Origin of the sequence: Shewanella putrefaciens (assembly GCF_016406325.1) — a bacterium.
Lineage (GTDB): Bacteria > Pseudomonadota > Gammaproteobacteria > Enterobacterales > Shewanellaceae > Shewanella > Shewanella putrefaciens.
Genome location: NZ_CP066370.1, coordinates 628,653 through 654,415 on the forward strand (window position 1 = coordinate 628,653; position 25,763 = coordinate 654,415).

The 25,763-nt window shown below is 44.8% G+C and carries 24 protein-coding genes and 1 CRISPR repeat array; of the genes, 8 read left to right on the top strand and 16 right to left on the bottom strand.

Annotation, left to right across the window (positions count from 1 at the left end):
* Nucleotides 1–8 precede the first annotated feature (8 nt).
* Together JEZ96_RS02835 and JEZ96_RS02840 are read left to right on the top strand one after the other, a co-directional pair.
* A complete protein-coding gene (locus JEZ96_RS02835) occupies nucleotides 9–692 on the top strand; it encodes a LysE family translocator (RefSeq protein ID WP_025008353.1) in 684 nt (227 codons plus the stop codon).
* 68 nt (nucleotides 693–760) lie between these two features.
* Nucleotides 761–1,606: a nuclear transport factor 2 family protein gene (locus JEZ96_RS02840; protein ID WP_025008352.1), complete on the top strand. Its 846-nt coding sequence runs from the start codon at nucleotides 761–763 to the stop codon at nucleotides 1,604–1,606.
* Nucleotides 1,607–1,713: 107 nt separating this feature from the next.
* Here the strand turns inward: JEZ96_RS02840 and JEZ96_RS02845 are convergent, their stop codons facing one another.
* Nucleotides 1,714–4,797, bottom strand: a complete 3,084-nt coding sequence (locus JEZ96_RS02845) for an efflux RND transporter permease subunit (RefSeq protein WP_025008351.1) — start codon at nucleotides 4,795–4,797, stop codon at nucleotides 1,714–1,716.
* A gap of 3 nt (nucleotides 4,798–4,800) precedes the next feature.
* Nucleotides 4,801–5,880 (bottom strand): efflux RND transporter periplasmic adaptor subunit, encoded by a 1,080-nt coding sequence (locus tag JEZ96_RS02850; RefSeq protein ID WP_128090180.1) that lies wholly within the window; start codon nucleotides 5,878–5,880, stop codon nucleotides 4,801–4,803.
* Between the two features lie 126 nt (nucleotides 5,881–6,006).
* Between JEZ96_RS02850 and JEZ96_RS02855 the strand changes: the two genes are divergently transcribed.
* Nucleotides 6,007–6,996, top strand: coding sequence for a LysR family transcriptional regulator (locus tag JEZ96_RS02855; protein WP_061783045.1), 990 nt, complete (start codon nucleotides 6,007–6,009; stop codon nucleotides 6,994–6,996).
* 2 nt (nucleotides 6,997–6,998) lie between these two features.
* Here the strand turns inward: JEZ96_RS02855 and JEZ96_RS02860 are convergent, their stop codons facing one another.
* Complete coding sequence (locus JEZ96_RS02860; protein WP_011790720.1) at nucleotides 6,999–8,369, bottom strand: MATE family efflux transporter; 1,371 nt, start codon at nucleotides 8,367–8,369, stop codon at nucleotides 6,999–7,001.
* A 225-nt stretch (nucleotides 8,370–8,594) separates the two neighbouring features.
* On the opposite strand from JEZ96_RS02860, the gene JEZ96_RS02865 reads away from it, so the two are divergent.
* Both JEZ96_RS02865 and groL read left to right on the top strand, forming a co-directional pair.
* Nucleotides 8,595–8,885 carry a co-chaperone GroES gene (locus tag JEZ96_RS02865; RefSeq protein ID WP_025008348.1) on the top strand — a complete coding sequence of 97 codons (291 nt, stop codon included), beginning with the start codon at nucleotides 8,595–8,597 and terminating at the stop codon, nucleotides 8,883–8,885.
* Nucleotides 8,886–8,942: 57 nt separating this feature from the next.
* Nucleotides 8,943–10,580: a chaperonin GroEL gene (groL, locus tag JEZ96_RS02870; RefSeq protein ID WP_011790719.1), complete on the top strand. Its 1,638-nt coding sequence runs from the start codon at nucleotides 8,943–8,945 to the stop codon at nucleotides 10,578–10,580.
* Nucleotides 10,581–11,272: 692 nt separating this feature from the next.
* Nucleotides 11,273–11,780: a CRISPR direct-repeat array (repeat unit 28 nt; unit sequence TTTCTAAGCTGCCTGTGCGGCAGTGAAC).
* A 233-nt stretch (nucleotides 11,781–12,013) separates the two neighbouring features.
* Here groL and JEZ96_RS02875 read toward each other — a convergent pair.
* The gene (locus JEZ96_RS02875) at nucleotides 12,014–12,562 is read right to left on the bottom strand and encodes a DUF2799 domain-containing protein (protein WP_011790718.1); all 549 of its coding nucleotides are present in this window, start codon (nucleotides 12,560–12,562) and stop codon (nucleotides 12,014–12,016) included.
* A gap of 357 nt (nucleotides 12,563–12,919) precedes the next feature.
* Between JEZ96_RS02875 and JEZ96_RS02880 the strand changes: the two genes are divergently transcribed.
* A complete protein-coding gene (locus tag JEZ96_RS02880) occupies nucleotides 12,920–13,777 on the top strand; it encodes a PA4780 family RIO1-like protein kinase (RefSeq protein ID WP_025007929.1) in 858 nt (285 codons plus the stop codon).
* 842 nt (nucleotides 13,778–14,619) lie between these two features.
* Here JEZ96_RS02880 and JEZ96_RS02885 read toward each other — a convergent pair.
* The gene (locus JEZ96_RS02885) at nucleotides 14,620–14,853 is read right to left on the bottom strand and encodes a transposase (protein ID WP_011918682.1); all 234 of its coding nucleotides are present in this window, start codon (nucleotides 14,851–14,853) and stop codon (nucleotides 14,620–14,622) included.
* Nucleotides 14,854–15,491: 638 nt separating this feature from the next.
* Between JEZ96_RS02885 and JEZ96_RS02890 the strand changes: the two genes are divergently transcribed.
* Together JEZ96_RS02890 and JEZ96_RS02895 are read left to right on the top strand one after the other, a co-directional pair.
* Entirely contained in the window at nucleotides 15,492–16,178 is a 687-nt protein-coding gene (locus JEZ96_RS02890) for an OmpA family protein (protein ID WP_011790715.1), read from the top strand.
* 234 nt (nucleotides 16,179–16,412) lie between these two features.
* A complete protein-coding gene (locus JEZ96_RS02895; protein WP_061783046.1) occupies nucleotides 16,413–17,237 on the top strand; it encodes a molybdate ABC transporter substrate-binding protein in 825 nt (274 codons plus the stop codon).
* Nucleotides 17,238–17,349: 112 nt separating this feature from the next.
* Here JEZ96_RS02895 and mgtE read toward each other — a convergent pair whose 3' ends face one another.
* The 11 genes from mgtE to JEZ96_RS02950 form a co-directional block, all read right to left on the bottom strand.
* Nucleotides 17,350–18,714, bottom strand: a complete 1,365-nt coding sequence (gene mgtE, locus JEZ96_RS02900; protein ID WP_011790713.1) for a magnesium transporter — start codon at nucleotides 18,712–18,714, stop codon at nucleotides 17,350–17,352.
* A gap of 212 nt (nucleotides 18,715–18,926) precedes the next feature.
* A complete protein-coding gene (locus JEZ96_RS02905; RefSeq protein ID WP_011918683.1) occupies nucleotides 18,927–19,202 on the bottom strand; it encodes an HPr family phosphocarrier protein in 276 nt (91 codons plus the stop codon).
* Complete coding sequence (gene rapZ, locus JEZ96_RS02910; protein ID WP_011790712.1) at nucleotides 19,189–20,043, bottom strand: RNase adapter RapZ; 855 nt, start codon at nucleotides 20,041–20,043, stop codon at nucleotides 19,189–19,191. Before rapZ ends, JEZ96_RS02905 begins: the two co-directional genes overlap by 14 nt.
* Nucleotides 20,040–20,483, bottom strand: coding sequence for a PTS IIA-like nitrogen regulatory protein PtsN (gene ptsN, locus JEZ96_RS02915; RefSeq protein WP_011790711.1), 444 nt, complete (start codon nucleotides 20,481–20,483; stop codon nucleotides 20,040–20,042). Before ptsN ends, rapZ begins: the two co-directional genes overlap by 4 nt.
* A gap of 2 nt (nucleotides 20,484–20,485) precedes the next feature.
* The gene (gene hpf, locus JEZ96_RS02920) at nucleotides 20,486–20,773 is read right to left on the bottom strand and encodes a ribosome hibernation promoting factor (protein ID WP_011790710.1); all 288 of its coding nucleotides are present in this window, start codon (nucleotides 20,771–20,773) and stop codon (nucleotides 20,486–20,488) included.
* Nucleotides 20,774–20,801: 28 nt separating this feature from the next.
* Nucleotides 20,802–22,277 (bottom strand): RNA polymerase factor sigma-54, encoded by a 1,476-nt coding sequence (locus JEZ96_RS02925; RefSeq protein ID WP_011918685.1) that lies wholly within the window; start codon nucleotides 22,275–22,277, stop codon nucleotides 20,802–20,804.
* A gap of 103 nt (nucleotides 22,278–22,380) precedes the next feature.
* Nucleotides 22,381–23,112, bottom strand: coding sequence for an LPS export ABC transporter ATP-binding protein (lptB, locus tag JEZ96_RS02930; protein WP_011918686.1), 732 nt, complete (start codon nucleotides 23,110–23,112; stop codon nucleotides 22,381–22,383).
* Nucleotides 23,109–23,663, bottom strand: coding sequence for a lipopolysaccharide transport periplasmic protein LptA (gene lptA / locus JEZ96_RS02935; RefSeq protein ID WP_011918687.1), 555 nt, complete (start codon nucleotides 23,661–23,663; stop codon nucleotides 23,109–23,111). The genes lptB and lptA overlap by 4 nt, the downstream gene beginning before the upstream one ends.
* A complete protein-coding gene (gene lptC / locus JEZ96_RS02940; RefSeq protein ID WP_011918688.1) occupies nucleotides 23,650–24,210 on the bottom strand; it encodes an LPS export ABC transporter periplasmic protein LptC in 561 nt (186 codons plus the stop codon). Before lptC ends, lptA begins: the two co-directional genes overlap by 14 nt.
* Entirely contained in the window at nucleotides 24,207–24,758 is a 552-nt protein-coding gene (gene kdsC, locus JEZ96_RS02945) for a 3-deoxy-manno-octulosonate-8-phosphatase KdsC (protein ID WP_025007927.1), read from the bottom strand. Before kdsC ends, lptC begins: the two co-directional genes overlap by 4 nt.
* On the bottom strand, nucleotides 24,758–25,735 hold the full coding sequence (locus JEZ96_RS02950) for a KpsF/GutQ family sugar-phosphate isomerase (protein WP_014609845.1): 978 nt from the start codon (nucleotides 25,733–25,735) through the stop codon (nucleotides 24,758–24,760). Before JEZ96_RS02950 ends, kdsC begins: the two co-directional genes overlap by 1 nt.
* Nucleotides 25,736–25,763 lie beyond the last annotated feature (28 nt).

The following is a 25,763-nucleotide window of genomic DNA, read 5'->3' on the forward strand; positions in this document are numbered from 1 at the left end:
GCCTTGTTATGGATTTATCCCTTTTACTCACCTTAGCCTTGATCCACGCTGTGGCTTTAGTCAGCCCAGGGCCCGATTTTGCGATTATGGTAAAAATTGCCACTCAGCAGTCAAGAAGCGCTGCCGTTGCTGCTGCGGTGGGAATTTCGGTGGCCATTGTCGCTCACACTATTTTGAGTTTAACGGGCGTCAGTTTGGTTATTAAGAGTTCGCACACTTTATATTTGTTGGTGCAAATCATTGGTGCCTGTTATTTAGCGTGGATGGGATGGGGAGCTTTGCGTGCCGCTTTCGCGGTATTGGCGACATCGAAGGGAACTCAAGGTGTTAACGATAGTGGCATGGCAGGATCGGCCGTAACGCCAGTGCCTTTGGGCACAACGATGTCGCCTAAACAAGGCTTTTTAACGGGGTTTTATACGAATTTATTGAACCCCAAAGCGTTAGTTTTTTTCTTAACCTTGTTTTCTGCTTTGATCACTCCCAGTGTGACTGTGAGCACTAAAGTTGCAGCCGCCATGCTTCTCCTATTGCTATCACTGCTGTGGTTTGGTTTTCTGGCACTAATGCTGTCTAAGGTACAGGTGCAACGCAAACTACAACGATTAACACCGGTTATTGATACTGTTATCGGCGTTATTTTTATTGCGGTGGCATTCGCGATCGTCTCGAACTTACTGTTTTCGGCCTAATGGCGCCTAAATCTCTTGTGTTATGCTGTGTGCCATTTTTCGGGACATTATTGGATTAAGGGATAAAAATGGCGCAAGTATTATGGATTATCCAAATCATCTCTAAGGGATTGGTACGCACCCTGCGGTTTAAGGCTCACATATTGCGCATGATATTACTGGGTTCATTGGGGGTGGCGATTCATGTCAGCGTAGTCAATGCCGCCGTTACCGATAACTCGCTACCGCAGGAGTCTATCCCGCTCGTTCAGGGATTTATTGATGCGGTAAAGGCACATGATCGTCAAGCTATTGCGGACTATATGGCTTATCCCATAAAGCGTACAAATCCTATCCCTGCGATTAACACTCCGGAGGAATTGCTTAAGCGTTTTGACCAAGTATTTGATCCAGAAATCCTTGAGACAATAGCACAATCTCAGGTTGAAGCTGATTGGCAGGCAATGGGGTGGCGCGGCATTATGTTAGGTAACGGCACTATATGGATGGATTTTGATGGCAAGATTACTGCTGTTAACTATCAAACACCTGCAGAGACCAAACTTAAAGCTGAGCTTATTGCCAACCAAAAAACAGGGCTGCATGAAAGCGTGAGTCAGTTCGTTAGTCCGGAGTTAGCTTGGCAAACTGCCAAGTTTACGATTCGAGTTGATAATATGGGTAATAGTCAATACCGCTATGCATCTTGGGCAAAAGGTAAGCCATTGAGTGAAAAGCCTGATTTAGTGCTTAATCAGGGTAAGCTCGTGTTTGATGGCAGTGGTGGTAATCACTCATTTCAGTTTACAAGTGGCCCCTACCTTTATGTATGTGATGTGATCGTTTTAGGTACCAGCGATAGTCCAATAGGTGAGTTAGTGGTATTTAAGCATGATAAGGCCTTATTGCGTGAACCTGCGATTAAGGCTGAGTAGTTTGCGTGTTAGCTTTTTAGTGGCAAGGTTGGTGAAATGACCGATCGATTACTCACATCAAGTATCGATCGGCCGCGCCGGGAAGCGTTTAGGATAAAAGTGGAGCGTTAGTTACGTGATTGACCTCCTATTAGTGTCGGTTTGATATTAAAGGCCAAGCTATACATGACTGGCAGGACAATTAATGTCAGCACAGAAGCGAAGCCTAAGCCAAAGATGATGGTTATGGCCATCGAACCAAAAAATGCATCTGAAATTAAGGGGATCATTCCAAGCATTGTGGTTATCGCCGCCATCATGACAGGGCGAACACGGCTGACGCAGGAATCCAACAATGCACTATAGGCCGCTTTACCTTCACTTAGTTCAAGGTTGATTTGATCGACCAACACAATGCCGTTTTTGATCACCATGCCCGATAAGCTCAATAGGCCAAGCAGTGCCATAAAGCTGAAGGGCGCATCGAATAACAAGAGTCCCGCCGAAACCCCAATCAATGCGAGTGGTACAGTAAACCAAATAACCAATGGCTGACGCACAGAGTTGAATAGGAATACTGTAATTAAAAACATGGCAAGGTAACCCAGCGGAATTGAGCTAAACACCGCTGTTTGCGCTTCACCTGCGGTTTCATATTCGCCGCCCCATTCGAGGTGGTAGCCAGCGGGTAAGGCGATAGCTTCAACCTTATCTTTGACCTTACGTAGCACAGAGTCCGCCGTTTCATCGCTGCCTAATTTAGGATCTGCCAAGACAGCAAGCATGCGCATACGGTCACGGCGCATCACCAGTGGATTTTCCCATTCGGTATTGAAGTTACTGACAACTTGAGTTGCTGGTACAAAGGTGCTGTGTTCACTACTCCAAATTTGTAGTTTCCAGAGACTATCAGCTTGCAAGCGCTCCTCGGCGGGTGCTCTTGCGACTATCGGCAACAAGTGGCTGGTTTCTCGATATAAACCAATGTGTTTACCGCTAAAGTTAACCAGCAGTGCATTGTCGAGATCTTGTTTACTGATCCCCGTTTCCCGTGCTTGGGCATTTTCCAATTGCGGACGAACTAACGGGACTTGGTTACGCCAGTCGTGGCGTATACCATCCATGCTTGGCTCTGCGTAGAAAATAGCTTCGACTTGGGCACCTAATGCTCTTAGGACTTCAGGATCATCACCATAGAAACGAGCCTCAATTTTGGCTGCGGGGGATGGACCATTTTCCATATTTTTTAGGCGATATTGTGCCTGTGGGAAGCGTTGATTTAAAAACCGCTCCAGTTCAGGCATATAGTTTTTCACCGCCTCAAGATCCTGCATTTCTACAATCAACTGGGCGAATGCGGGGTAACCTTTTTCGGGCTGATAAGGCAGAATAAAACGCTGCGCCCCTTGGCCTATTACCGTCGTTAGGTGGGTCAGGCCAGTATGCTGTTGCTCAGCTTGTTTGAGTAATTGTTGTTCAATATCAGCAGCAAAGCGCTCCGTTGCTTTAATATCAGTGCCTTCAGGCATCCAAATATCCACAAAAAAGATTGGCGTATTGGATGCGGGAAAAAACACATTTTTAATATGACCAAAGCCAATCACGGCACTCACTAACAGCACACCAACCAGCAGTATGCTCACAATTCTAAATCGCAGCGCTAGGGTTAAACTGGCTCGATATAAGTTGAAAACCCAACCCTTATAAGGATCTTGCTCGTCATCACTTGGTGCATCTTTAAACAACAAATGACAGAAGAAAGGGGTGAGGGTAATTGCGGTGATCCAACTGATAAATAATGAAATCATCAGCACTTGGAACAGTGAGCGACAAAATTCTCCAGAGGCATTTTGCGATAATCCGATAGGCGCAAAGGCGATGATGGCAATAATGGTTGCACCTAACAGTGGCCATTGAGTCTGGGAGACAATTTGTTTTGCCGCTTCTAAGCGCGTCTTGCCACGGCGAAGGCCAATTAAAATGCCTTCGGTGACAACAATCGCGTTATCGACCAACATACCTAAGGCGATAATCAACGCACCGAGTGAAATGAGCTGTAGCTCAATACCTAGCACTTTCATTACGATGAAAGTCCCTAAGATGGTTAACAGCAGGATAAGCCCCATTAGTAAGCCTGAACGTAAGCCCATAAACAGCAACAGTACGGCAATAACGATGGCAATTGACTCTAATAGATTGATTAAAAATCCATTAACGGTGTCATCTACCGCCGAACTTTGGTTGTAGACTGTATCTAAATTCATTCCAATCGGACGTTGGGATTCGAGTTCGGTGAGGCGTTCACTCACCCTTTGACCGACTTCGACGACGTTTACACCGCTAGAGAAGGAAATGCCTAGGGATAGCGCAGCTTCGCCTTTGTTGTGATAAAGCACTGTCGGGGTTTCGTTATAATCCTTTGCGATATTGGCAATATCGCCTAAATAGATAAGTTCCGTGCTGCCGGGTGGACTGACAATCAAGCGGGCGAGATCCTGAATACTGCCAAATTCACCAGTGGGATGAATGCGGATTCGATTATCACCAATCACTAGGCTTCCTGCATTGGAGACCACGTTTTGATTATTGATAAGGCCATAGATATAGCTTTGATCTAACCCTAGCGCCGAGAGTTTTTGCTGAGATATTTCAATGACCACTTGCTCGGTAATACTGCCCACAACTGAAACTTTTTTTACCCCTGGCACGAGTACTAACTCACGGCGTAAATAGTCGGCATAATTGCTCAGTTCTCGGTTGCTGTAATCTGGCCCTGAAAGATTAAATAAAATCCCGTATACATCACCAAAGTCATCCATGACTTGTGGGGTCCCTGTGCCTGGAGGTAATTGGCCCGCAGTATCATTGACCTTACGGCGCACTTCATCCCATACTTGTGGCAGGCTAGTTTTATCGTAACTGTCTTTGATCTCAATTTGGATTTGTGACAAACCCGCACTGTTAATAGAGGTCACATGCTTGACTGCATCGAGTTGTTGTAGGGCATCTTCCAGCGGTAGGGTAACTTCTTCTTCAACTTGTTCTGGCGAGGCACCGGGATAAGCCGTGATCACTAGGGCTTCTTTGATGGTAAATTCGGGAAATTCTAACTGCCCTAATCCCGTAAAGCTGATGCCACCACCAATTAATAGGAGTAACACAAACATCCAGCTAATGACTTTGTGGCGAATGGAGTATTCAGCAATATTCATCACTTATACTCCATGCTGCCAGCGCAGTGGTTTAACTTTCATCCCCGTGGATAACTGAGACACGCCTGCACTGACAATAAGATCGCCTTTATTTAGACCGCCAAGAATTTCAATCCCTTGATTGGTTACGCGTCCCAGTGTCACTGGTGCGGGGACGACTTCGCCTGATTGAGTTTGATATACCCAGACCTGTACTTGACCGTCTTGGTCACGTTTATCGATAGCGGTAACAGGTACAATAGCTGAAATTTGATTAGGAGCTTTAACCAAGGCTAAGGTTAGCTCGGCACTCATTCCTGGCAATAGCTGCACATTGTTAGGTTGTGGGAGCGAAAACACCACTTCATAGGCTTGAGTACCCGGCGTAACTTGGGTTGAGTACTCTTTGAATTTAGCATCAAACTCCATTCCTTCTAGCGCGGTGAATCGCACCTTTGCGGTAAAGTTTTTCTGCTTAATATACTCGTTTAAGCCTGCGGCCATCGCTTCGGGCACGTGGATGCTGACATCGAGCAAGTTATTATTTTGCAGTGTTAACACCCCTTGGTTTGCCTGCACTATTTGGTGGTTATCCACTAAGCGCTTAGCGATAGTGCCACTAAAAGGGGCGGTTAAACGGGTATAACTCAGTTGATCGCGCGCGGCTGCTAAAGCGGCTTTGGCGGATTTTAGCTGAGCTTGGGTGCTATCGAATTCGGCTTGTGAAATCAGTTTGCGATTCAATAACTCTACTTTACGTTGATAATCCGCAGCCAAAAGTTCATGGTCGGCTTCACGCGTCATCAAGTTGTTATGTGCATCCCTGTCGTCCAGTTTGGCAAGCAAGCTTCCCTCTGTGACTTTTTGTCCTTCAACTAATGCAAGTTCAGTCAATTGTCCTGAAATACGAAACGATAACTCGGCACGGCTATTGGCTGCTACGCGGGCTGGAAAGGTTCTAAAATCCCCGCCTTCGAGTTGTATCACCTCAAACAGTTTTACTGGACGAACCGCTGGAGTTTGCACTGAACTCTCGGCAGGTGAACAACCACTGAGCAAGGCTGGAAGCAGCGCCGCTAAGGGGAGGAGTCGATATGATGTCATGGGAGGTTCCTTGATAACAAATTGTCAGCATTTCAGAGGCGCGAAGATAACAGTTAAATTTGTTGCAATAAACGGGATTGTTTGGGATTATCGGTCTCATATAATGAGATTGAAATTAGGGCAAAAATGAAGACAGAGGACTTAGCACTATTCCACCGAATAGCTGAAACAGGCAGTTTGATTGAAGCCGCTGATTTACTTAACTTACCTAAATCGACGGTCAGTCGCCGTCTGCAGGCATTGGAAGATGAGCTGAATATTAAACTGTTTCACCGTCAAAGTCGTTCGATGACATTAACTTCGGCGGGCAGCCATTTTTACCAGCGTTCACAAAATATTTTGGCCCAACTCGATGAAACCTTATTTGAGATGACCAATGATGACGCCGAGATCAGCGGGCATTTACGCATTCAAATGTTCCCTATCCATAGTATGAAGATATTGATGCAAGCCATTTTTCGTTTTATGGATATGCATCCCAAACTCACAGTTGAAGTAATTAGCAGCGCTGAATCCGTCGATATGGTCAAGCATAACCTCGATGTCGCTTTTGTGGTTGAGCCTGCTTTAGATACCTTAGATTTAGTGGTACGCCCTATTTTTACAACGGATCTTCGCTTTTATGCTAGCCCTGAGTATTTAGCCGCACAAGGTATACCAAAAACACCTCAAGAGATTGAGTCACATAATGTTTCTTTATTTCGATTATCCAATGGCAAAATTTTTAATGAGTTATGGATAGGGTTGGAAGAAGAAGTCAGAGTGCGGGGGAATTTTTGTTCGAACAGTGTGGAAGTCGCGGTTGAGTTTGCATTACAAGGCAGAGGTATTGTCTATGCGCCCACAGAGGTGGTTGCTGAATTTGTCGAAACGGGTGAGCTCGTTACCCTACTGCCAGAAATTGATGCTCATCAAGGTGAGTGTTTCTTAGCATATCCATCAAGGCGTTATGTGAGCTTAGCTAGCCGGCGTTTTATTGACTTTATCATGCAAGAATTAGTGCCCAATGGCGTACCGACCAATATGAGCGAGATGAGTACTCGCCGGACATGTAAAGTCTCTAAAGAAGCCTTCCCTCACGACGATTTGCGTTTTCGCATTAAAGAGTCCGTCTAAGGTTAATGGGTCGCACTATTGGCGTTTACAGTAGTGACTTTTACAGGCTCACATATCTGCTGCGCCAGCCAATAGCAGGCAATTCCCATTAAAATATTGGTCACAGGTAGCGCGAGCAATAAGCCTTTTACCCCGCCAATATAGGAGCCCAATGCCGCCAATGGCAACATCAGCAATACTAAGCGGCACAGATTAATCACCAAGGAGTTTATGGGTCTGTGATAGGCGTTTAGGGCGGTAGCGAAAATAATCACTATCCCCAAAGGCCCGTAAGCGCAGGGCAGTACTAAAATATAAAAACTAAGCCATTCCAATACTTGCGGATCCGTACTAAATAAGTGTGCTATGGGTTCAGCCAAAAACACCAGTGGTATATAGAGTAAGGTTTGGAAGATAAAGATAAATTTAAGTGATAACAGCAGTGCTTCTTTGGCTCTTTGTGGTTGCCCTGCACCTAAGTTTTGCGCAATAAAGGGCATTAGGCTTGACGATAGTGCCATTACGACAATCAATAATACTGACTCTAACCGCGTACCCGCTCCAAAGGCGGCAACAGCGCTGTGGTCTATATGCGCCAACATGGCCATGATCACGGCATTGGCAAGCGGGTTAATTAAATTCATTAATGCCGCAGGTTGTGCAATATGGGCAAGTTTACTCCAATTGGCGCGCATTCTATCGATATCGAAAGCGGCCCACTCCAACATTTTACGCTTAATAATCAACAAATAACTGGATAGCGATAAAGCCACAACCCAAGCAATAAGGGTTGCAATGGCAGCCCCTTGAATTTCTAAGCGTGGAAATGGGCCAATCCCAAAGATAAGTAAAGGATCCAGAATAAGGTTAATGATCGCCGCAAGTGACATGATCATTGCAGGTGAGCGGGTGTCACCAGTTGAGCGTAAACCTTGATTGCCCACCATTAGCACGACCAGCAATGGTGCGGCTAAATACCAGTAAATCATATAGTCGCGGATCAGCGGCAGACTGCTTTCATTCGCCCCAAGCAAACTAAACAGCGGTGTAATAAAAATGCTGCCAAGGGCCGATAAACTGGCTGTTAATATAAACGTCAGCAGTAAGGCATCGTGTAAAAATACTTTTGCTTTAGGAGCATTTCCTGAGCCGATAAGACGCCCAAGGTTGGTTGAAACACCTGCACCAATACCGATAGCAATGCTCGAAATAATCAGGGTAACCGGAAAGGTAAAACTGATGGCAGCTAAAGGCTCTGTCCCTAATTGACTGATAAAAAAAGTGTCAGCGAGGCTAAAACCTAGAATGGTCATAATGCCAATCAAGTTAGGGAGGCTCATGTTGAGCAGTACACGACCAATTGGCGCGGTGAGCAGCCCGTGTCTGTCTTTCATGGGAAAAATAGTGCCTTGTTTGCGTGCGGAGGCGGAATTCTAGCAGGATTGTGCCCGCTTTAAAAAACCGACATCAAAAAAAAGAAATTTTTTTTGTAAAGGCACTTGGATCTGACAAGTATTAACCCCATATCACAGACATCAAAGAGGAAGGCGGATAAGCCTCCTTTTTTCATCACAAATCGCCTCGATTGTTGGGCATTAAATCATTAGGAGAGTTCATAGATGAATATTCGTCCATTACATGACCGCGTAATCGTTAAGCGTCTAGAAGTTGAATCAACTTCAGCGGGTGGCATCGTTCTAACAGGAAGCGCCGCTGAAAAATCAACTCGCGGTGAAATCCTTGCAGTGGGCAATGGCCGTATTCTAGAAAACGGCACAGTTAAACCACTGGATGTGAAAGTGGGTGACGTGGTGATCTTCAACGAAGGTTACGGCGTTAAGAAAGAAAAAATTGACGATCAAGAAGTCTTGATCCTGTCAGAAGCTGACCTGATGGCAGTAGTAGGTTAATCCTTCGCATCAATTCGACATTCCAATTAATCATTAAAAATTTAAAGGATAATCAAGATGGCAGCTAAAGAAGTTGTATTTGGTAATGACGCTCGCGTAAAAATGTTGGCTGGCGTAAACATTCTCGCGAACGCAGTGAAAGTGACCTTAGGCCCTAAAGGCCGTAACGTGGTATTAGACAAGAGCTTCGGCTCACCACTGATCACTAAAGACGGTGTTTCTGTTGCCAAAGAAATCGAATTAGAAGACAAATTCGAAAACATGGGCGCGCAAATGGTGAAAGAAGTTGCTTCTAAAGCCAACGACGCCGCCGGTGACGGTACTACTACTGCAACTGTACTGGCTCAAGCCATTGTGACTGAAGGCTTAAAAGCCGTTGCAGCCGGTATGAACCCAATGGACCTGAAGCGCGGAATCGACAAAGCCGTTATCGCTGCCGTTGCTGAATTAAAAGCCTTATCACAACCTTGTGCAGATTCAAAAGCGATTGCACAAGTTGCGACTATCTCTGCAAACTCTGACGAATCTATCGGTGAAATCATCGCTACTGCGATGGAAAAAGTCGGTAAAGAAGGCGTGATCACAGTCGAAGAAGGCCAAGCGCTGGAAAACGAACTGGACGTAGTAGAAGGTATGCAGTTCGACCGTGGCTACCTGTCTCCATACTTTATCAACAAGCCAGAAACAGGCAGCGTTGAATTAGATCACCCATTCGTCCTGTTAGTAGACAAGAAAATCTCTAACATTCGCGAACTGTTACCTATCCTTGAAGGTCTGGCAAAAACGGGTAAGCCATTGCTTATCGTTGCTGAAGACGTTGAAGGCGAAGCATTAGCAACTTTAGTTGTGAACAACATGCGCGGTATCGTGAAAGTGGCTGCCGTTAAAGCCCCAGGCTTTGGCGATCGTCGTAAGGCAATGCTGCAAGACGTAGCAATCCTGACTGGCGGTACTGTTATTGCTGAAGAAATCGGCCTAGAGCTTGAAAAAGCAACCCTAGAAGATTTAGGTACAGCTAAGCGTGTTGTGATCACTAAAGACAACACCACCATCATCGATGGTAACGGCGAGCAAGCGCAAATCGAAGCGCGTGTAAGCCAAATCAAGCAACAAATCGAAGAATCAACCTCAGACTACGACAAAGAAAAACTGCAAGAGCGTATGGCTAAATTAGCTGGCGGCGTAGCAGTTATCAAAGTTGGCGCAGCGACTGAAGTTGAAATGAAAGAGAAAAAAGCACGCGTTGAAGATGCGCTGCATGCCACTCGCGCTGCGGTAGAAGAAGGCGTGGTTCCTGGCGGTGGTGTTGCTCTGGTTCGCGTAGCGTCTAAGATCGCTGAACTTGAAGTATTAAACGAAGATCAAAAACACGGTGTGGTTATTGCCCTGCGTGCAATGGAAGCGCCACTGCGTCAAATCGCCACTAACGCGGGTGAAGAAGCGTCAGTTGTTGCTAACACAGTGAAGAATGGCAGCGGTAACTACGGTTACAACGCCGGTAACGACACTTACGGCGATATGTTAGAAATGGGTATCCTTGACCCAACTAAAGTGACTCGTTGTGCGTTGCAATTCGCAGCATCAATTGCTGGCCTGATGATCACCACAGAAGCTATGGTTGCTGAGATCCCACAAAATTCTGCGCCAGATATGGGCGGAATGGGTGGTATGGGCGGAATGGGCGGCATGATGTGATCCTAGCTGGTTAAAATCGTTTATAGCTGCGTTACTTTGTTACTCGTGTAGAAAAACACTACACGTCGCAACAAAAAGCCTTGCTCTAAAACGATTTTTCCTGCGCTAGATTAGCAAACATCTACGGTCTTTAGCTTAATCGCTTAAACCTAAATTCTTGTAAGAGAAAAATGAAAACCCCAATTCGGGAAACCGAATTGGGGTTTTGTTTTTTGGTCTGGTGACTTGGGTAAGTTTCAGGTGTACTTAGCTACACTTTTTGAGATTTAAGCACTGAAATAGTTACTAAAAGTGTAACATCGTATACTTTTGCTGGTGGTTAGAGTGTCCCATCTTTCTACATTGTTAGTCATTGCGGCCTTACGGCCGAGGTGAATAAAAGTCGTGGGGCTTTCCCTCCTTATTCTTAATCAAGAGTCGACCAAGAAGGACTGCTCGTCCCTGATTCGACTGACGCTATCTCGGTATCTGATAGGTAAGATGCCTGAATGTTGTGAAGTGCAATGGATGGGTCCAGATATGCACGAGAATGACCATGCCTCGCTCACGCAACGAACGCAAATGCCCTGAGGCAATTTCGAAGGGAAGAGTAAAATACTGTCACCTCGGTTTTGATTGTTAATCCATAGAGAGTTGGGTATGTCCCATCTTTGATAGTGAAAACAAGTAGATCAGTTTTGCATTGTTGGTGACATCTAAGCTGCCTGTGCGGCAGTGAACCATAAAGTTCATCGGTATTAATGTCGATGATTTTTCTAAGCTGCCTGTGCGGCAGTGAACGTTTCGACAACCAGCCAAAGTAATCTCAATTGTTTCTAAGCTGCCTGTGCGGCAGTGAACTTAACTACAAATATATGATTTATTCCTAAAATTTTCTAAGCTGCCTGTGCGGCAGTGAACAAAATTACATTGATGCCGCCGCCGATATGGCATTTCTAAGCTGCCTGTGCGGCAGTGAACCTAAGCCTGAATTGCCAGCTAATGACGATGCATTTCTAAGCTGCCTGTGCGGCAGTGAACATCCGCTGCACAATGTAGAAGGCTATGATTCTTTTCTAAGCTGCCTGTGCGGCAGTGAACATGTCTTCACCCATTGCCTGCATGCGCTTCTATTTCTAAGCTGCCTGTGCGGCAGTGAACTTTGCTGAAGTAGATATTGATATTGATCCAGATTTCTAAGCTGCCTGTGCGGCAGTGAACTGTAGAATAAATCAATAAAATAAAGTTACAACAGGCAGTTAGGATAAAAAACGTATTTTTACCTTCTTAAAAATCATCTATTGTAACCTTTTGTATTTATAGCTTATTTCTAAATGCAATAGAAGTATGGGTGAGTCATCCTAAAATAGCCTTATTTACGGCTTGTTCCTTTTAACATTTTTGTTTGGGTTTACTCTTTTGAATTGGCTTTGTGGATGGCTAGATTTTTATGGTTAGAATCTAAATTTAAACTCAATATTTCCTTGGCGTAGGCGGGCTTTTTCATCTAGAAGATGATTTTTTTCATTTAAGAGGATATTTTTTTGCCTTAATAAGTCGGCTTTATCGGTGAGATTATTGAGTTTGGTATTAATACTGCTGATCTCACTATCAATAGTGTGTAAACGGTCTGCGATTTCCGCCAAACGCTTATTGACGAGATACTGTTGATGCCCTTGGTTATAGCGTTCTACAAATTGGTTATCGCTGCAGACCCCGTAATAACTTTCACCTTCTAATCCCACACGATAACCGTTTTCAGGTAAACAATAATTGATGAGTCCTTGTTGATAGCCTTGCTGCCACTGAGATGCGTCCACTTTAAGATTAAATTCATTACAATCCTTTTGATATTGATTGAGTCTCGTGGCCGTTGCCCCACGATTACCATCTGCAAGCCCAAGGGTATACCAATCGCTGCTGCTACATTCTTCAAGGGAGAGACTCGTGCAGTGGGTGAGAGACAGGGCGCAAAGTGCTAAGGTAAGGTTTAGGTAACGCATTCGAAGATCTCAAGGGACATAGATTGTAAAGTTGGATTAGAATAAGGACTCTGAAAGATGAGATCTAGTGATATATTCAGCGATTGATACGGTTATTTTGTGCTGGCAGTGCAACGGTGGAACCAAGTTAGGGCTTTAGGTTCTTAAATGGGCATTGCTAGTGTTGTAACTGCAATCAGTTGATGTGTATCTGCGTTTGATATCAGCCTAAGTATCGACTATTCATCATTGCTATTTTAGTTTACAAAATGATTTTGATTGAGAATCAACAGTGCCTTTATCTGGCAGGAGACCGCTTTTATATGAAGATTTGTCCGCAGTATTCCATCTCAAGCCTAAGTAAGGTATAAGGGCGCTATGAAAACTCCGAAACGAATCCAACCTCTGGTTGATGAAGGACTGGTCGATGAGGTCATTAGCCAGTTAATGAGCGGTAAAGAGGCCACAGTGTACGTTGTACGCAGCGGCGACGATATCCGCTGCGCCAAAGTCTATAAAGAAGCAGATAAACGCAGTTTTAAGCAAGCCGTGCTTTACCAAGAAGGCCGTAAAGTCCGTAATAGCCGTCGTGCTCGGGCTATGGAAAAAGGTTCTAAGTTTGGTCGGGACCAAATGGAAGAAGCTTGGCAAAGTGCAGAGGTTGATGCGCTTTACCGTTTAGCCGATGCAGGTGTTCGCGTGCCTATACCTTATGGTTGTTTTGATGGTGTGCTGCTAATGGAGTTGGTGACTGACACTGAGGGCAATGTTGCCCCTCGTTTAAATGATGTCACGCTGTCCGCCGAAAAAGCGATCCGCGATCATAACTTAGTGATGACCTACGTTAAACGTATGCTATGTGCAGGTTTAGTCCATGGCGATTTATCTGAGTTTAATGTTCTCGTCGATAGTGAAGGGCCTGTGATTATCGACTTACCCCAAGCCGTCGATGCTGCCGCGAATAACCATGCTAAATGGATGTTAGCGAGGGACATTAATAATATGACCCAATATTATGGCCAATATGCTCCCGAATTACTCAAGACCCAATATGCCAAAGAAATGTGGGCCTTGTTTGAAGCGGGAGATCTTAAGCCTGATACTCAACTTACGGGTGAATTTACCGAAGTATTGGCAGAAGCGGATGTCGGTTCTGTACTTGAAGAAATCCAAGCTGCCTATGAGGAAGCGCAGGAGCGAAAACTGCGGATCCAAGAGGCGAATGAAGATTATTAGGTGGGTATACCATCCCATGTAAAGGCGCTCAGGGTAGCGTCTTTTTTATGGGCAATATTGAGGTTTAATGTGTTATTTGATGTATCACTGCCATCCTTGGCATATGCGCTGTTAAGCACAGGGTCATCATTGACTAAGTGAATAAAAGGACAAGACCAGAGAGAGAAATATGCTGTTGAGTTGGAGAGCACAATTTACATATTTAATCTTGGGGGAGACCACTCCCTCGAGTCTTGCCGAAACCTTGTGTATTTTTAATCACACTAAATAGTGTTAAATCACAGCCCTCCTTGGCACGCCACACTCACTATAGCGTTTGATCTTCATTGATCTTGTGAATAAAAGGACAAGACCTAAGAGGTTAATATGTTCATGACTTGGGGGAGCACAATTCACATATTTAATCTTTGGGGGAGATAATTCCCTCTATAGTCTTGCCGAAACTTTTGCATTGTCCCGTGTTGAGCAAATTGTCCAATCTCTGTTGGATTCAATCAATAAAGCGGCAGAGTCAGATGGTAAACAGCACATTTATTATTGTTATTTGTGCATTTACACCCAAGCACCCTCAAAATGCTTATCCTGTATTTAGAGGTTGTTTGGGCATATATCTTAGGTCGTTGGGGAGCGATAATAGATACCCATCCGACTCTGCCTAAACTGGTTAACTTTTCTTCTTCCTTTTACTCGTTAATCTCATTATTTGAATGACAAGGCCGGACATTAAAAAGGCGCTGTTATTATTGTTGTTAGCACATCTTTTATATCGTTAGCGTCATCAGCAGGGCGACTTGCAATGTTGTCCGGCCTTGTCGATTAGGGCACTTATAAAACCGTAATGGTTAACCTAGCGTGCGTAATTCGTTGTTAAGCTGCTTAATTCTTTTTTGCAGTTGGGCTATTTCACTGATGAGCGCATATTCTCTTTGCTGTGGTTGCTGATCGCTTTCTCTTACCCACTGGTATACGGCTTTAGTTGAAATACCGTATTGGTGAGCCACATCCGAGAGCAAGCGACCTTTCACTTTTACTTCAGCGATGACATCTAATTTGAGATTATTGTCGGCGATTCCCATAAGCGATCCCTCTTTACTGCCTTCTAACTAAAATCGGTTTAGCGGTTATGTATAGTCCTTAAATAGATTAGCGACGCTGCTCTAAATCCCACTGGCTGAGTCCAACATGGCGTAGATATATCCATTCATGGCGGCACAGTTTGATTAAGTTCATAATGCTTTTCATCTTTCGTCCTCAATACCCGTTATGCTTTTAGGTATTTCATCTAGGTTAAAACGATTTAAGTGGCGCTCGAGTAACTGGTTTGCTTGTCCATTTCTCGCCTTACTCACTAAGTAGTATGTAAAATTCGTGCCAATATTCTAAATTTTTTATTTTTGTTTAAAATCAATTGTTTACCATATCGATTAAAACGCGGGATTTTTTCACGTATGGCAAAAACGGTGCAAAGTGCACTATTTCAGTGCTTTTACTCTATGTTGTTGGGGATGGTTATCTTAGATAATCCCTGTATCTTTGCTGACTAAATTATCGATTTATAAATTTACACAGCGATTAAAGATTGTCTCTGTGAGGAATGCTTATATACTGCGGGTTTTAGAGTATTCAATAAGGATTTCGCTATGTCATTGGCAGTGAGATCTATGCCTTCTATGTGGGTACTCACATTTTCAATCCTGTTATGAGGTCATTAACGATGAAACGTTTTCAGGTAAATCGATTTACATCATCTAGGCTCGCCTTTGCTGCGATTATCGGTACGTTTGTTGTATCTGGTTGTTCAACAGTTAATCCATATACTAACGAGCAGCAAACGGCTAAAGCGACCAGTGGTGCCATTATTGGTGCCGTTGCTGGTGCGGCAGTGGGTGTTGCTTCCTCAAGTAAGAGTGACCGCGGTAAAGGGGCATTAATTGGTGCTGCATCGGGCGCCGCTGTGGGCGGTGGTATTGGTTATTATATGGATGTGCAAGAAACCAAATTACGGCAGCAATTGGCATCTACGGGGGTGAGCGTGACCCGTAATGGCGATAATATTATTTTGAATATGCCCAACGAAGTGACGTTTGGTGTCGATCAAACCGAGTTAAGCGATGGCGCCTCACGGGTGCTTAACTCTGTGGCGTTGGTGGCAAAGGAATACAGCAAAACCCAACTTAACGTATTAGGTTATACCGACAGCAGTGGTTCAGATGCTTACAATTTGCGTCTATCACAGGTGCGCGCGAGTGAAGTGGCTAATTATCTAATGAGTAAAGGTATAGCGGCTTCACGTGTTAAATCTAAGGGAATGGGAAAGGCGAGTCCAATAGCATCTAATGCCAGTGCTGAAGGGCGAGCACAAAACCGTCGTGTTGAGATTGTATTAACACCTACGGGCTAAGTGCTGCTCAACAATCAAAAGTCGCCTGCGGGCGACTTTTTTGTATCCAGGCATTTATTATTTCCCGTTGAGACAATATGTCTTTAGTCTGTTAAGGCTTGAGTGATCTGTACTGCAATTGTGCAGCTTCCTTCGGCTAGATGATGATTTGTAGTTGATCTTCAAAGCTATTTCACGTGTTGTATGGCAAATATTGAGCAGGGTAAGGCTCAATACCTAGAGGAGAAGATCATTATGACGAAGAAAAATATACTCGTAGCCTTAAGTTTTTGCCCTGCTATGATGGTTTCGATAGTACAAGGTGCCCCTGTGACTGCCGAGGTCGCCCCAATTGAACTGCGTGCGGCGGGTAGCTTAAAAGCGGCGATGAACGATATTATTACCGCCTACCAAGCCCAAACTAAAGATACTGTTGTTGCGCAATATGCACCTTCTGGCCTGTTGTTAAAGCGTATTCAAGAGGGGGAGCGCGTCGATCTCTTTGCCTCTGCAAATATGGCCCATCCTCAGGCGCTTGTTGACGCAGGGTTTGGGGAAAAGGTGCAAATGTTTGCTCGTAATCAGCTCTGTGCTATTGCTCAAAATAGCGTCTCTCTTACAAGCGCGACACTGTTAGATACACTGCTCGATCCCAATATTAAAGTTGGCACTTCTACGCCCAAAGCAGATCCCGCAGGAGATTATGCTTGGGCTGTGTTTGATAAAGCACAAACGCTAAAACCAGATGCAAAAGCTATTTTAGAGGCCAAGGCATTACAGTTGACTGGAGGGCCAGATAGTGCGAAACCGCCCAAGGATCGTAACCCTTATGGTTGGGTAATGGAAAATAAGCAAGCGGATATCTTTTTGACCTATTGCACCAATGCAGTGCTGGCTAAAAATGAAGTGCCTAGTCTACAGATTATTGATTTACCGACAAGTCTTGCTGTTGGGGCCGACTATGGTTTACTTATCCTGAAAGAGAGTAACGCCTCGGCGGCTCCTTTAGCTGAGTTTATTTTATCGGCGAAAGGGCAAGCTATTTTAAGTCGTTATGGCTTTCAACCACCGGTAAATTAGCTTCAATACCAATCATAAAAATATGGCTGATATTAAAACGGCGCAATGAATAGCGCCGTTTTAATGTATTACCACCTTTCGATGGTATGACTATATGACATCCTCTTTTATGCTAATTCATTAAATAGAGGGTGGCTAAACCGAGAAAGGCGAAAAGCCCTGTTACATCTGTGACTGTGGTTAATACCATACCGCCAGCTAGCGCGGGATCGATTTTGAGTCGTTTTAATATTAGCGGAATGCTGGCACCCGCGAGCCCTGCGACTGTCATATTGATTAGCATTGCCCCTGCAATTAAGCTGGCGAGTGCGGTATCTCCTTTCCAAAGGGATACGGCAACAAAGACCAGTATTGACCATAGCAAGCCATTGAGAAATCCAATCGCCAATTCTTTACCAATAAGCCAGCGGGCATTGCTTTGGCCAATATGCCCAAGCGCTATAGCGCGAATGACTAAAACAAGGGTTTGATTACCCGCGACACCACCCATACTTGGAACTATGGTCATTAATATCGCAATAGTGGCAAATTTCTCGATAGTCCCTTCAAACATACTACTGACAGAGGCCGCAAGTAGGGCGGCAAACAAATTGATGGTCAACCAAAGTGAGCGACGAAAGGTACTTTTTAGCACTGGTGCAAAGGTATCTTCATCATCGTCCATGCCTGCCATTCCCATCATAGAATGTTCTGCATCTTCACGGATAACATCGACGACATCATCAATCGTGATCCGGCCGAGTAGTTTGTTATCGCTGTCCACAACGGGCGCGGATACCCAATCGTGACGCTCGAATAATTGGGCGACTTCACTGTCTGACATACCCACTGGAATGCTCTCAATGTCAGGATCCATAATATTACGGATAGGCGTGTTGGGATCGCAGGTGAGCAGATCGGCAAGTCTGACACCGCCGAGGACTTTATCCTGTTTATCGACCACATATAGGGTGTCAGTGGTATCGGGGAGGTTACCCCTTTGCCGAAGATAACGCAGTACAACATCGATATTAACGTCTGGCCTTAGGGTGACGGTATCTGTATTCATCAAGCTGCCAGCCGTCTCATCAGGGTAGGACAGTGCTTGCTCCACTCGTTGACGATTCTGTAGGCTCATCGACTGTAATACTTGTTTATAAACCGTATCTGGTAGACTTCGCAGAATATAGGCGAGATCGTCCGTATCCATACTCGCAGTCGCCTTTGCAACTCGTTCTGGGCTCATGGTGCTGATCAGCGGATCTTTCAACTCTTCACTCAGTTCGTCAAGAATCGCCCCTAATTGCTCCTGATCAATTAATTGCCATAGGACTTGCCTTGCCTTTGGTGGTGAAGATTCGAGGATTAAAGCGATATCCGATGCCGCCATATTCTGTAGCATTTGCCGCACATGGACAAACATACCGCTGCTAAGGGCTTTGCTGAGCTGGTCGAGGCGATGTCCGACTTGATGACTATCTGAAGCTTCTACGGGCATTTGTCCTCCATAATATGGTGAGGGAAACGGATAATTAGAGACTATTTTCACTGAGTGTGAATATAGCCTAGTCAAGGTAATGGGTTTGATCAGCGGACGCAGGGGACATATTGTAATTGAGCGTCACAGGGAACGTCGAGTCACAAATGAGTACCGATTGGGTACCAGTGAACGGTACAACGGGAATAGGTTAAGTGTAACTTTGCTTAAGATCAGCAGGCTTCGTCAAATTTAGCATCGATTAATGCGCAAATAGCATCAAGCGCGAGTTCTGCATCTGGGCCCTCTGCAATTAGCTTGATGGTTTTCCCCATACCCGTTTCAAGCATCAAAAGACCAAGCACACTTGCCGCTGAGGCTTGTTTATCGCCTTGTATTAACGTTATTGTGGCATCAAACTCAGAGGCCAACACCACCAATTTTGTGGCGGCGCGGGCGTGTAAACCGAGCTTATTACAGATGGTAATCTGACGTTCAAGCTTTGGCATGATCTAGCTCTCGATGGCGTACATTGACCTTATGTTTACCATTACTAAATCGCTTCGCTAATTGTTCTGCCACATAAACTGATCTGTGCTGTCCACCTGTGCAACCAATCGCAATGGTTAAATAACTGCGATTATTACGCTCAAGGTGTGGTAACCAGGTTTCTAGTAAGTTTTCTATCTGCCAAATGAACTTGTTTACCAGGGGCTGGCGATTCAAAAACTCAGCCACAGGTTCGTCTAGGCCTGTCAGTGGACGCAATGCTAACTCCCAATGGGGGTTAGGTAAAAAGCGCACATCGAACATAAAGTCGGCTTCTGTAGGCATGCCATTTTTAAAGCCAAAGGACTCAAAGTAGATGACTAATTCTTTATCAACGCTACCAAGAAGAATTTGTCTGACTTGATCGCTTAAATCATAGATATTTAAATTTGAAGTATCTATGTAGTGATCTACCAGTTTGGACATAGGTTCGAGCAGTTTGCCTTCAAGTTTAATGGCTTCTTGTAGGGATACACGACTTTTAGATAACGGGTGCAGGCGGCGTGTTTCACTGTAGCGTTTAAGTAACACTTTATCGCTTGAATTGAGGAAGAAGCTGGTAATCTCCGTCCCTGCTGGCAGGTTAGAAAGCTGCTGAACCAGCACTTTATCTTGCTCTGGCATATTACGAACATCGACACTAATGGCGACAAGATCGTTACTGCCTTTGAGTTGCTCAAGCAAACTGCCTATTAGTGGCAAGGGAAGGTTATCGACACAGTAATAGCCGAGATCTTCAAGTACCCTAAGTGCGACAGATTTGCCTGAGCCAGAGCGGCCTGACACTATGACCAGTTTCATCCAGTGATTACCTGATAGAGTTCCGTTTCATCATGCGTCTTACGCAGTTGTTTTAATATTTGTTTATCACTTAGCTTTTCTGCCATGCACGACAACGTGCTTAGGTGCTGTTGGCATTGATCCGCCGGCACAAGCAGTGCAAACAAAATATCAACAGGTTGCTTATCGATAGCGTCGAAAGCTATCGGTTCCTCACATTTTACGAGTATTGCAATGGGTTGTGTAATATCGGTTAATCGACCATGTGGAATGGCGATACCGTTACCTATACCTGTGCTCCCCATCTTTTCGCGCGCCACAAGGCTTTCGAAGATCTCTTGAGATGAGAGGGTGGGGTACTGGGCAGCGGCTAAGTCACTGATGAGTTCCAGTACCTTTTTTTTACTGCCCGGAGTGGCGCAGGTAGTGCACTCCGGCCTCAGTATGGTACAAAGTTCCATTATTAGTGTTTTGTTAACTTCTCTTTGTGTTTAATAACCTGACGATCAAGTTTATCGATCAGGACGTCTATGGCAGCATACATGTCAGTATGCTCTGAAGTTGCAAAAACTTCACCACCGGTGAGGTTGATTCGCGCTTCGGCAATCTGTTGCATTTTCTCAACATTGAGCACAACGTGCACATTATGGATCTGTTCGAAATGGCGTTCAAGTTTTGAAAATTTTTCCTCTACATATGCCCGTAACGATTCAGTAATCTCGATATGGTGTCCAATGAGCTTTATTTGCATAGAAACGTCCTCCGATATCCATAGTAGGCTATAAACTTTTACGCTGATTGGAAGGGGGAATAAGCATTGCTTCTCGATACTTCGCAATGGTTCTGCGCGCAACATTTATTCCCTGTTCTGCCAGAAGTTGTGCCATCTTACTGTCGCTTAATGGTTTTTTCTGGTTTTCCGCGGCAACCAGTTTTTTAATAAAGGCTCTGATTGCTGTGGATGAGCACTCACCGCCATCGTCAGTCCCGACATGGCTTGAGAAGAAGTATTTTAGTTCAAAAAGTCCCTTAGGGGTATGCATGTATTTTTGAGTTGTGACCCGTGAGATGGTGGACTCATGCATTTCAACCGCTTCGGCTATATCGTTAAGTACCATAGGTTTCATGGCTTCTTCACCGTACTCAAAGAAGCCTTGTTGGTATTGAACGATACAATTGGCTACTTTGAGTAAGGTGTCGTTACGACTTTCTAAGCTCTTGATAAACCATTTGGCTTCCTGCAGATGGCCACGAATAAATTGGCTGTCTGCTTGGCTTTTTGTGCTGCGAGCCATGGCGGCATATTGCTGGTTTACATTGATTTTGGGCATGCAATCTGGGTTGAGTTCTACCACCCAACGGCCATTTTTCTTCGATACTGACACATCTGGGATCACATATTCTTCATCCATCGGTGTGATCAACAAACCTGGGCGAGGGTTCAGCGTTTGTATCAGTGCGATACCATCCCGAAGTTCATCTTCTTTCAGTTTGGTTTTACGCATTAACAGCCTAAAATCGCGAGCAGCGATCAGATCTAAATGATCTTTGATCAACATGCGGGCATTTTCGAGATGTGGTGTGTCCGGCGAAAAATGGGATAGCTGGATCAGTAAACATTCGCTGAGATCTCTTGCTGCAACACCAACAGGATCAAAGTGTTGGATACGTTTAAGTACAGCTTCGACTTCGTCCAACTCAATCTCAGGATTTCCCATCGCTTCGAGAATATCTTCAGTACTTTGGGTGAGATAGCCCTGATCATCAATAGCATCAATAATGGCAGTGGCAATGGCAAGATCGGTTTCAGAGAAGGGGGTGAGGTTTTTTTGCCATTCTAAATGTTCATGCAGGCCCTCGCTGGTTTCCCCCTGAAAGGGCATGTCGTCTTCTCTACTGCCACCTGAACCTGAGTTGGGTGAGGCGGTAAATACTTCATCCCAAGTGGTATCCATGGGCAGTTCATCTGGCATAGATTCTTTGGTCAAGGATTCTGCGGTATCAACAGTGGAGCTATCTTGTTCGGGGGGCAGTGGGCTTGATTCGCTGAAATCGGTGTCTGATAAATTCTGGTTGCGTTCTGTAGGTGCGTCAAATTGCTCATCTTCCAGCTCAAGAAGAGGATTAGAGTCTAAGGCTTGCTGGATCTCTTGTTGTAATTCCAATGACGAGAGCTGCAACAGACGAATCGCCTGTTGTAACTGTGGCGTCATGGTTAACTGTTGGCCCAGTTTGAGCTGGAGTGACGCTTTCATGTTACCGCTGATCCCTACGTTATTATTTTTGAATGAGGCCGCTTGTTATCAGTGAGTGGAGTCTAGTCGCGATAATTTTAGGCTATAGACTCCGCTGGAGTAACTATAGCCTGAATTGTTCACCTAAGTACACAGCCCTAACTTGCTGATTGTCTAAGATCTCTGCAGGAGTTCCCTCGGCAATCAGGTTTCCATGACTTACTATGTAGGCATGTTCACATACGTCTAATGTTTCTCGGACATTGTGGTCTGTGATAAGTACGCCTAAGCCACGACTCTTAAGTTGTTCGATAATTTTTTTGATATCGATGACGGAAATCGGATCAACGCCCGCAAAAGGCTCATCGAGCAGAATAAACTTTGGATTGGCCGCGAGGGCGCGGGCAATTTCAACTCGGCGACGTTCACCCCCCGAAAGGGACATACCTTGGCTATCGCGAATATGGGTAATATGGAACTCTTCGAGTAGGTGTTCCAGTTCTTCTTCGCGTTCTTCGTCTTTTAGCTCTTTACGGGTTTGTAATACCGCCATGATATTGTCGTGAACGGTCAGCTTACGGAAGATACTGGCTTCTTGTGGTAAGTAACCAATTCCTTTGCGGGCGCGAAGATGCATAGGGTCTGCAGTTAAATCATCATTGTCGATAAAAATATGGCCTTTATCGCTTTTTACTAACCCAACCACCATGTAAAAGGTCGTGGTTTTACCTGCACCATTTGGGCCGAGTAAGCCAACAATTTGGCCGGTTTTGACTGTCAGACTGACGTCTTTAACAACTTGGCGGTTTTTGTAGCTCTTCGCGAGATTTTGTGCTCTTAGGGTGATTTGGGTCATTGAGAATCCTGCTCTTTCACAGGTTTATCTGCGGGTGTTTGGGTTTTGAGATCATCCTGATAGTTTTCAGGTTGGATGATAGTGATCACGCGATCATCACCACTCCCTGTGCTTTCTGCGATCAGTTTTTGTTGAATGATGTTGTAACGAATGAGGTTACCTGTCACTTGACTGCCCGCTTGATCGAGGGAGGCCGAACCTGTCAGTGTTAATGTTCTTGTCGCCATTTCATAGCGAATTTCTTTAGCACTGGCGGAAGCAGGGCGACCGTCATCTAATATTTGGGTGTAAGTCGCGGGGTTGCCCGTTGCAACTAAGATTTTGCTGGTTTCACCATCGGCAGAAAAGGCGCGAAGCTGGGCAGCTTGGATTTTGATTGAACCCTGTGTGACTTCTACCGGGCCAAAGAAGATGATTTGGTTGTTTTTGATATCTGCGGTCTGGCTAACGGCTTTAATTTTAACTTCTTGCTGCAGATCTGCGACTTTTGCATAAGCGCTCATGCTCATTATCAGCATTAAGCTGGCAAGTAATATCTTATTTTGCTTCATAGGTTCCTACTACCTGACTGGTCAATTGGACTTCCTGCGCGTTCAGGTCCGCATAAAGGCCTTGCCCTTGGATATTAAAATCTTTCCCTGTGACGTAAATGATACGGTCAGAGGTCATTATCATAGTGTTTAGATCAAGTTCTAAAAAACTAGTCGATAAGGTTTGTATCGGCTCTTCAGGGCTAATGGCATCGATAATAACATTATTTTCTAATACAACCTTGCCTGTTTCTTTGTTGAGTTGTCCTTGATCCGCTCTGATCTGCCATTGTGCTTTGCCTTGGTCAGGATAAACAAGATATACAGGTTGAGTGAAATAGGTTTGGCTTTTTAGTTCATAGTGTTCCATGTGCTTGGCGGTGACACGGCTATTCACTTGACCTTGTTCATTAAATTCAATGCTACGCAGATCTTCAATAATGTAATCGGGACTATCTTGGTTATTCAAGCTGCTGTCTGTTTCGTTACCCCGCTTTTGTTGTACTTGCCAGTAGAGAATGAGGGCAGTACCAAAAAAGGCAATGATAGCGAGGGTCACACGACTCATATACTCATCCCGTGGGCCGAAGTGAACTTATTTTGGCTTAACAGCAGTAAATCGGTTAATTCCCGTAGCGCGCCATGTCCGCCGTTGAGGTTGGTGACAAAGTGTGCCTGTTGGCGGACATAGGGATGACCATCGGCGACACATACTGCTAAACCTACCGCGCTCATCACCGGAAGATCGACAATATCATCCCCGATGTAAGCCACTTCTTCTGGGATGACATTATAGTGTGATAGTAGGGCTTGATAAGGCTCGAATTTATTATCAACACCTTGATAAATATCTGTAATGCCTAGGGCAGTCATACGATTGGCAACAATCTTAGATTGGCGACCTGTAATAACTGCCATGTTAAAACCGCTGGTCAGTAGCGAGCGAACACCATAACCATCACGGGTATGAAATGCTTTAAGTTCTTCACCTGCATTACTTAAATAAATGCGCCCGTCAGAAAATACGCCATCAACATCACAGATAAGCAGTTTTATTTTTTGTGCTCTTTGCCAAACATCATCGCTGATAGGGCCGTAAAATCCTTGCTGTGGCATTAAATAACTCCTGCTTTAACCAAATCGAGCATATTAAGTGCTCCGATAGGATGGTGATCTTTGTTTATCACGATTAAACCATTAATATTTTTACTATCCATAACTTGTAGTGCTTGAGCCGCAAGTGCGCTATCGGTAATTGTGATGCAATTGCGAGTCATCACATCGGCAATTGGCGTTGTACGTAGATTCACTTCTGCATCAATCACCCGACGTAAATCGCCATCGGTGAAAATGCCCACTAATTTATGCTGCTCATCAATAACCGCCGTCATACCTAAGCCTTTTTTGGATATTTCATAGAGGGCTTCGGTGATACAAATATCGTGATTGACAAGTGGTAACTCGTTACCGCTGTGCATAACATCGCGGACTCTTAGTAGCAATTTTCGGCCCAGTGCGCCACCTGGATGCGACATGGCAAAATCTTCGCGAGTAAAGCCTTTGGCTTGTAGTAGCGCAATAGCGATTGCATCACCCATCACGAGGGTTGCCGTTGTGCTGGAGGTGGGTGCAAGCCCAAGCGGGCAGGCCTCTTCTGGCACTTCTATACATAAATGGATTTTGGCCAGACGCGCCATCGTTGAATCGGGTTTACCTGTCATCGCAATCACGGGGATAGCTTTTCGTTGAATGACGGGCATTAAGGCCAAGATTTCACTGGATTCTCCCGAGTTTGATATTGCGAGAATAATATCATTGTCTGAGAGCACACCAAGGTCCCCGTGGCTCGCTTCTCCGGGATGCACAAAAAATGCCGGAGTACCAGTGCTTGCCAGTGTCGCTGAAATCTTATTGCCGATATGGCCTGATTTACCCATTCCCATAACAATAACTTTGCCAGAGCAGTTAAGAATTAACTCGCAAGCCTGTACAAATTCAATAGAATCAACATATTGATAAAGATTATCGAGGGCTAACTTTTCAATGTCGATAACTTTGCTGCCCCATTGGCGCAATTGTGATTGGTCTACCATGTCTATCTCTCTTCTTGCATTGTCTTTG

What these genes read in the sequence shown, in the direction of transcription:
- JEZ96_RS02950 (WP_014609845.1), bottom strand. Translation starts at nt 25,735, where the DNA reads ATGGTAGACCAATCACAATTGCGCCAATGGGGCAGCAAAGTTATCGAC.
- JEZ96_RS02855 (WP_061783045.1), top strand. Translation starts at nt 6,007, where the DNA reads ATGAAGACAGAGGACTTAGCACTATTCCACCGAATAGCTGAAACAGGC.
- hpf (WP_011790710.1), bottom strand. Translation starts at nt 20,773, where the DNA reads ATGCAAATAAAGCTCATTGGACACCATATCGAGATTACTGAATCGTTA.
- JEZ96_RS02845 (WP_025008351.1), bottom strand. Translation starts at nt 4,797, where the DNA reads ATGAATATTGCTGAATACTCCATTCGCCACAAAGTCATTAGCTGGATG.
- JEZ96_RS02890 (WP_011790715.1), top strand. Translation starts at nt 15,492, where the DNA reads ATGAAACGTTTTCAGGTAAATCGATTTACATCATCTAGGCTCGCCTTT.
- lptC (WP_011918688.1), bottom strand. Translation starts at nt 24,210, where the DNA reads ATGAGTCGTGTGACCCTCGCTATCATTGCCTTTTTTGGTACTGCCCTC.
- mgtE (WP_011790713.1), bottom strand. Translation starts at nt 18,714, where the DNA reads ATGCCCGTAGAAGCTTCAGATAGTCATCAAGTCGGACATCGCCTCGAC.
- JEZ96_RS02905 (WP_011918683.1), bottom strand. Translation starts at nt 19,202, where the DNA reads ATGCCAAAGCTTGAACGTCAGATTACCATCTGTAATAAGCTCGGTTTA.
- JEZ96_RS02880 (WP_025007929.1), top strand. Translation starts at nt 12,920, where the DNA reads ATGAAAACTCCGAAACGAATCCAACCTCTGGTTGATGAAGGACTGGTC.
- JEZ96_RS02840 (WP_025008352.1), top strand. Translation starts at nt 761, where the DNA reads ATGGCGCAAGTATTATGGATTATCCAAATCATCTCTAAGGGATTGGTA.
- lptB (WP_011918686.1), bottom strand. Translation starts at nt 23,112, where the DNA reads ATGACCCAAATCACCCTAAGAGCACAAAATCTCGCGAAGAGCTACAAA.
- JEZ96_RS02875 (WP_011790718.1), bottom strand. Translation starts at nt 12,562, where the DNA reads ATGCGTTACCTAAACCTTACCTTAGCACTTTGCGCCCTGTCTCTCACC.
- lptA (WP_011918687.1), bottom strand. Translation starts at nt 23,663, where the DNA reads ATGAAGCAAAATAAGATATTACTTGCCAGCTTAATGCTGATAATGAGC.
- JEZ96_RS02835 (WP_025008353.1), top strand. Translation starts at nt 9, where the DNA reads ATGGATTTATCCCTTTTACTCACCTTAGCCTTGATCCACGCTGTGGCT.
- JEZ96_RS02850 (WP_128090180.1), bottom strand. Translation starts at nt 5,880, where the DNA reads ATGACATCATATCGACTCCTCCCCTTAGCGGCGCTGCTTCCAGCCTTG.
- JEZ96_RS02895 (WP_061783046.1), top strand. Translation starts at nt 16,413, where the DNA reads ATGACGAAGAAAAATATACTCGTAGCCTTAAGTTTTTGCCCTGCTATG.
- kdsC (WP_025007927.1), bottom strand. Translation starts at nt 24,758, where the DNA reads ATGCCACAGCAAGGATTTTACGGCCCTATCAGCGATGATGTTTGGCAA.
- JEZ96_RS02860 (WP_011790720.1), bottom strand. Translation starts at nt 8,369, where the DNA reads ATGAAAGACAGACACGGGCTGCTCACCGCGCCAATTGGTCGTGTACTG.
- JEZ96_RS02865 (WP_025008348.1), top strand. Translation starts at nt 8,595, where the DNA reads ATGAATATTCGTCCATTACATGACCGCGTAATCGTTAAGCGTCTAGAA.
- JEZ96_RS02925 (WP_011918685.1), bottom strand. Translation starts at nt 22,277, where the DNA reads ATGAAAGCGTCACTCCAGCTCAAACTGGGCCAACAGTTAACCATGACG.
- JEZ96_RS02885 (WP_011918682.1), bottom strand. Translation starts at nt 14,853, where the DNA reads ATGGGAATCGCCGACAATAATCTCAAATTAGATGTCATCGCTGAAGTA.
- groL (WP_011790719.1), top strand. Translation starts at nt 8,943, where the DNA reads ATGGCAGCTAAAGAAGTTGTATTTGGTAATGACGCTCGCGTAAAAATG.
- rapZ (WP_011790712.1), bottom strand. Translation starts at nt 20,043, where the DNA reads ATGAAACTGGTCATAGTGTCAGGCCGCTCTGGCTCAGGCAAATCTGTC.
- ptsN (WP_011790711.1), bottom strand. Translation starts at nt 20,483, where the DNA reads ATGGAACTTTGTACCATACTGAGGCCGGAGTGCACTACCTGCGCCACT.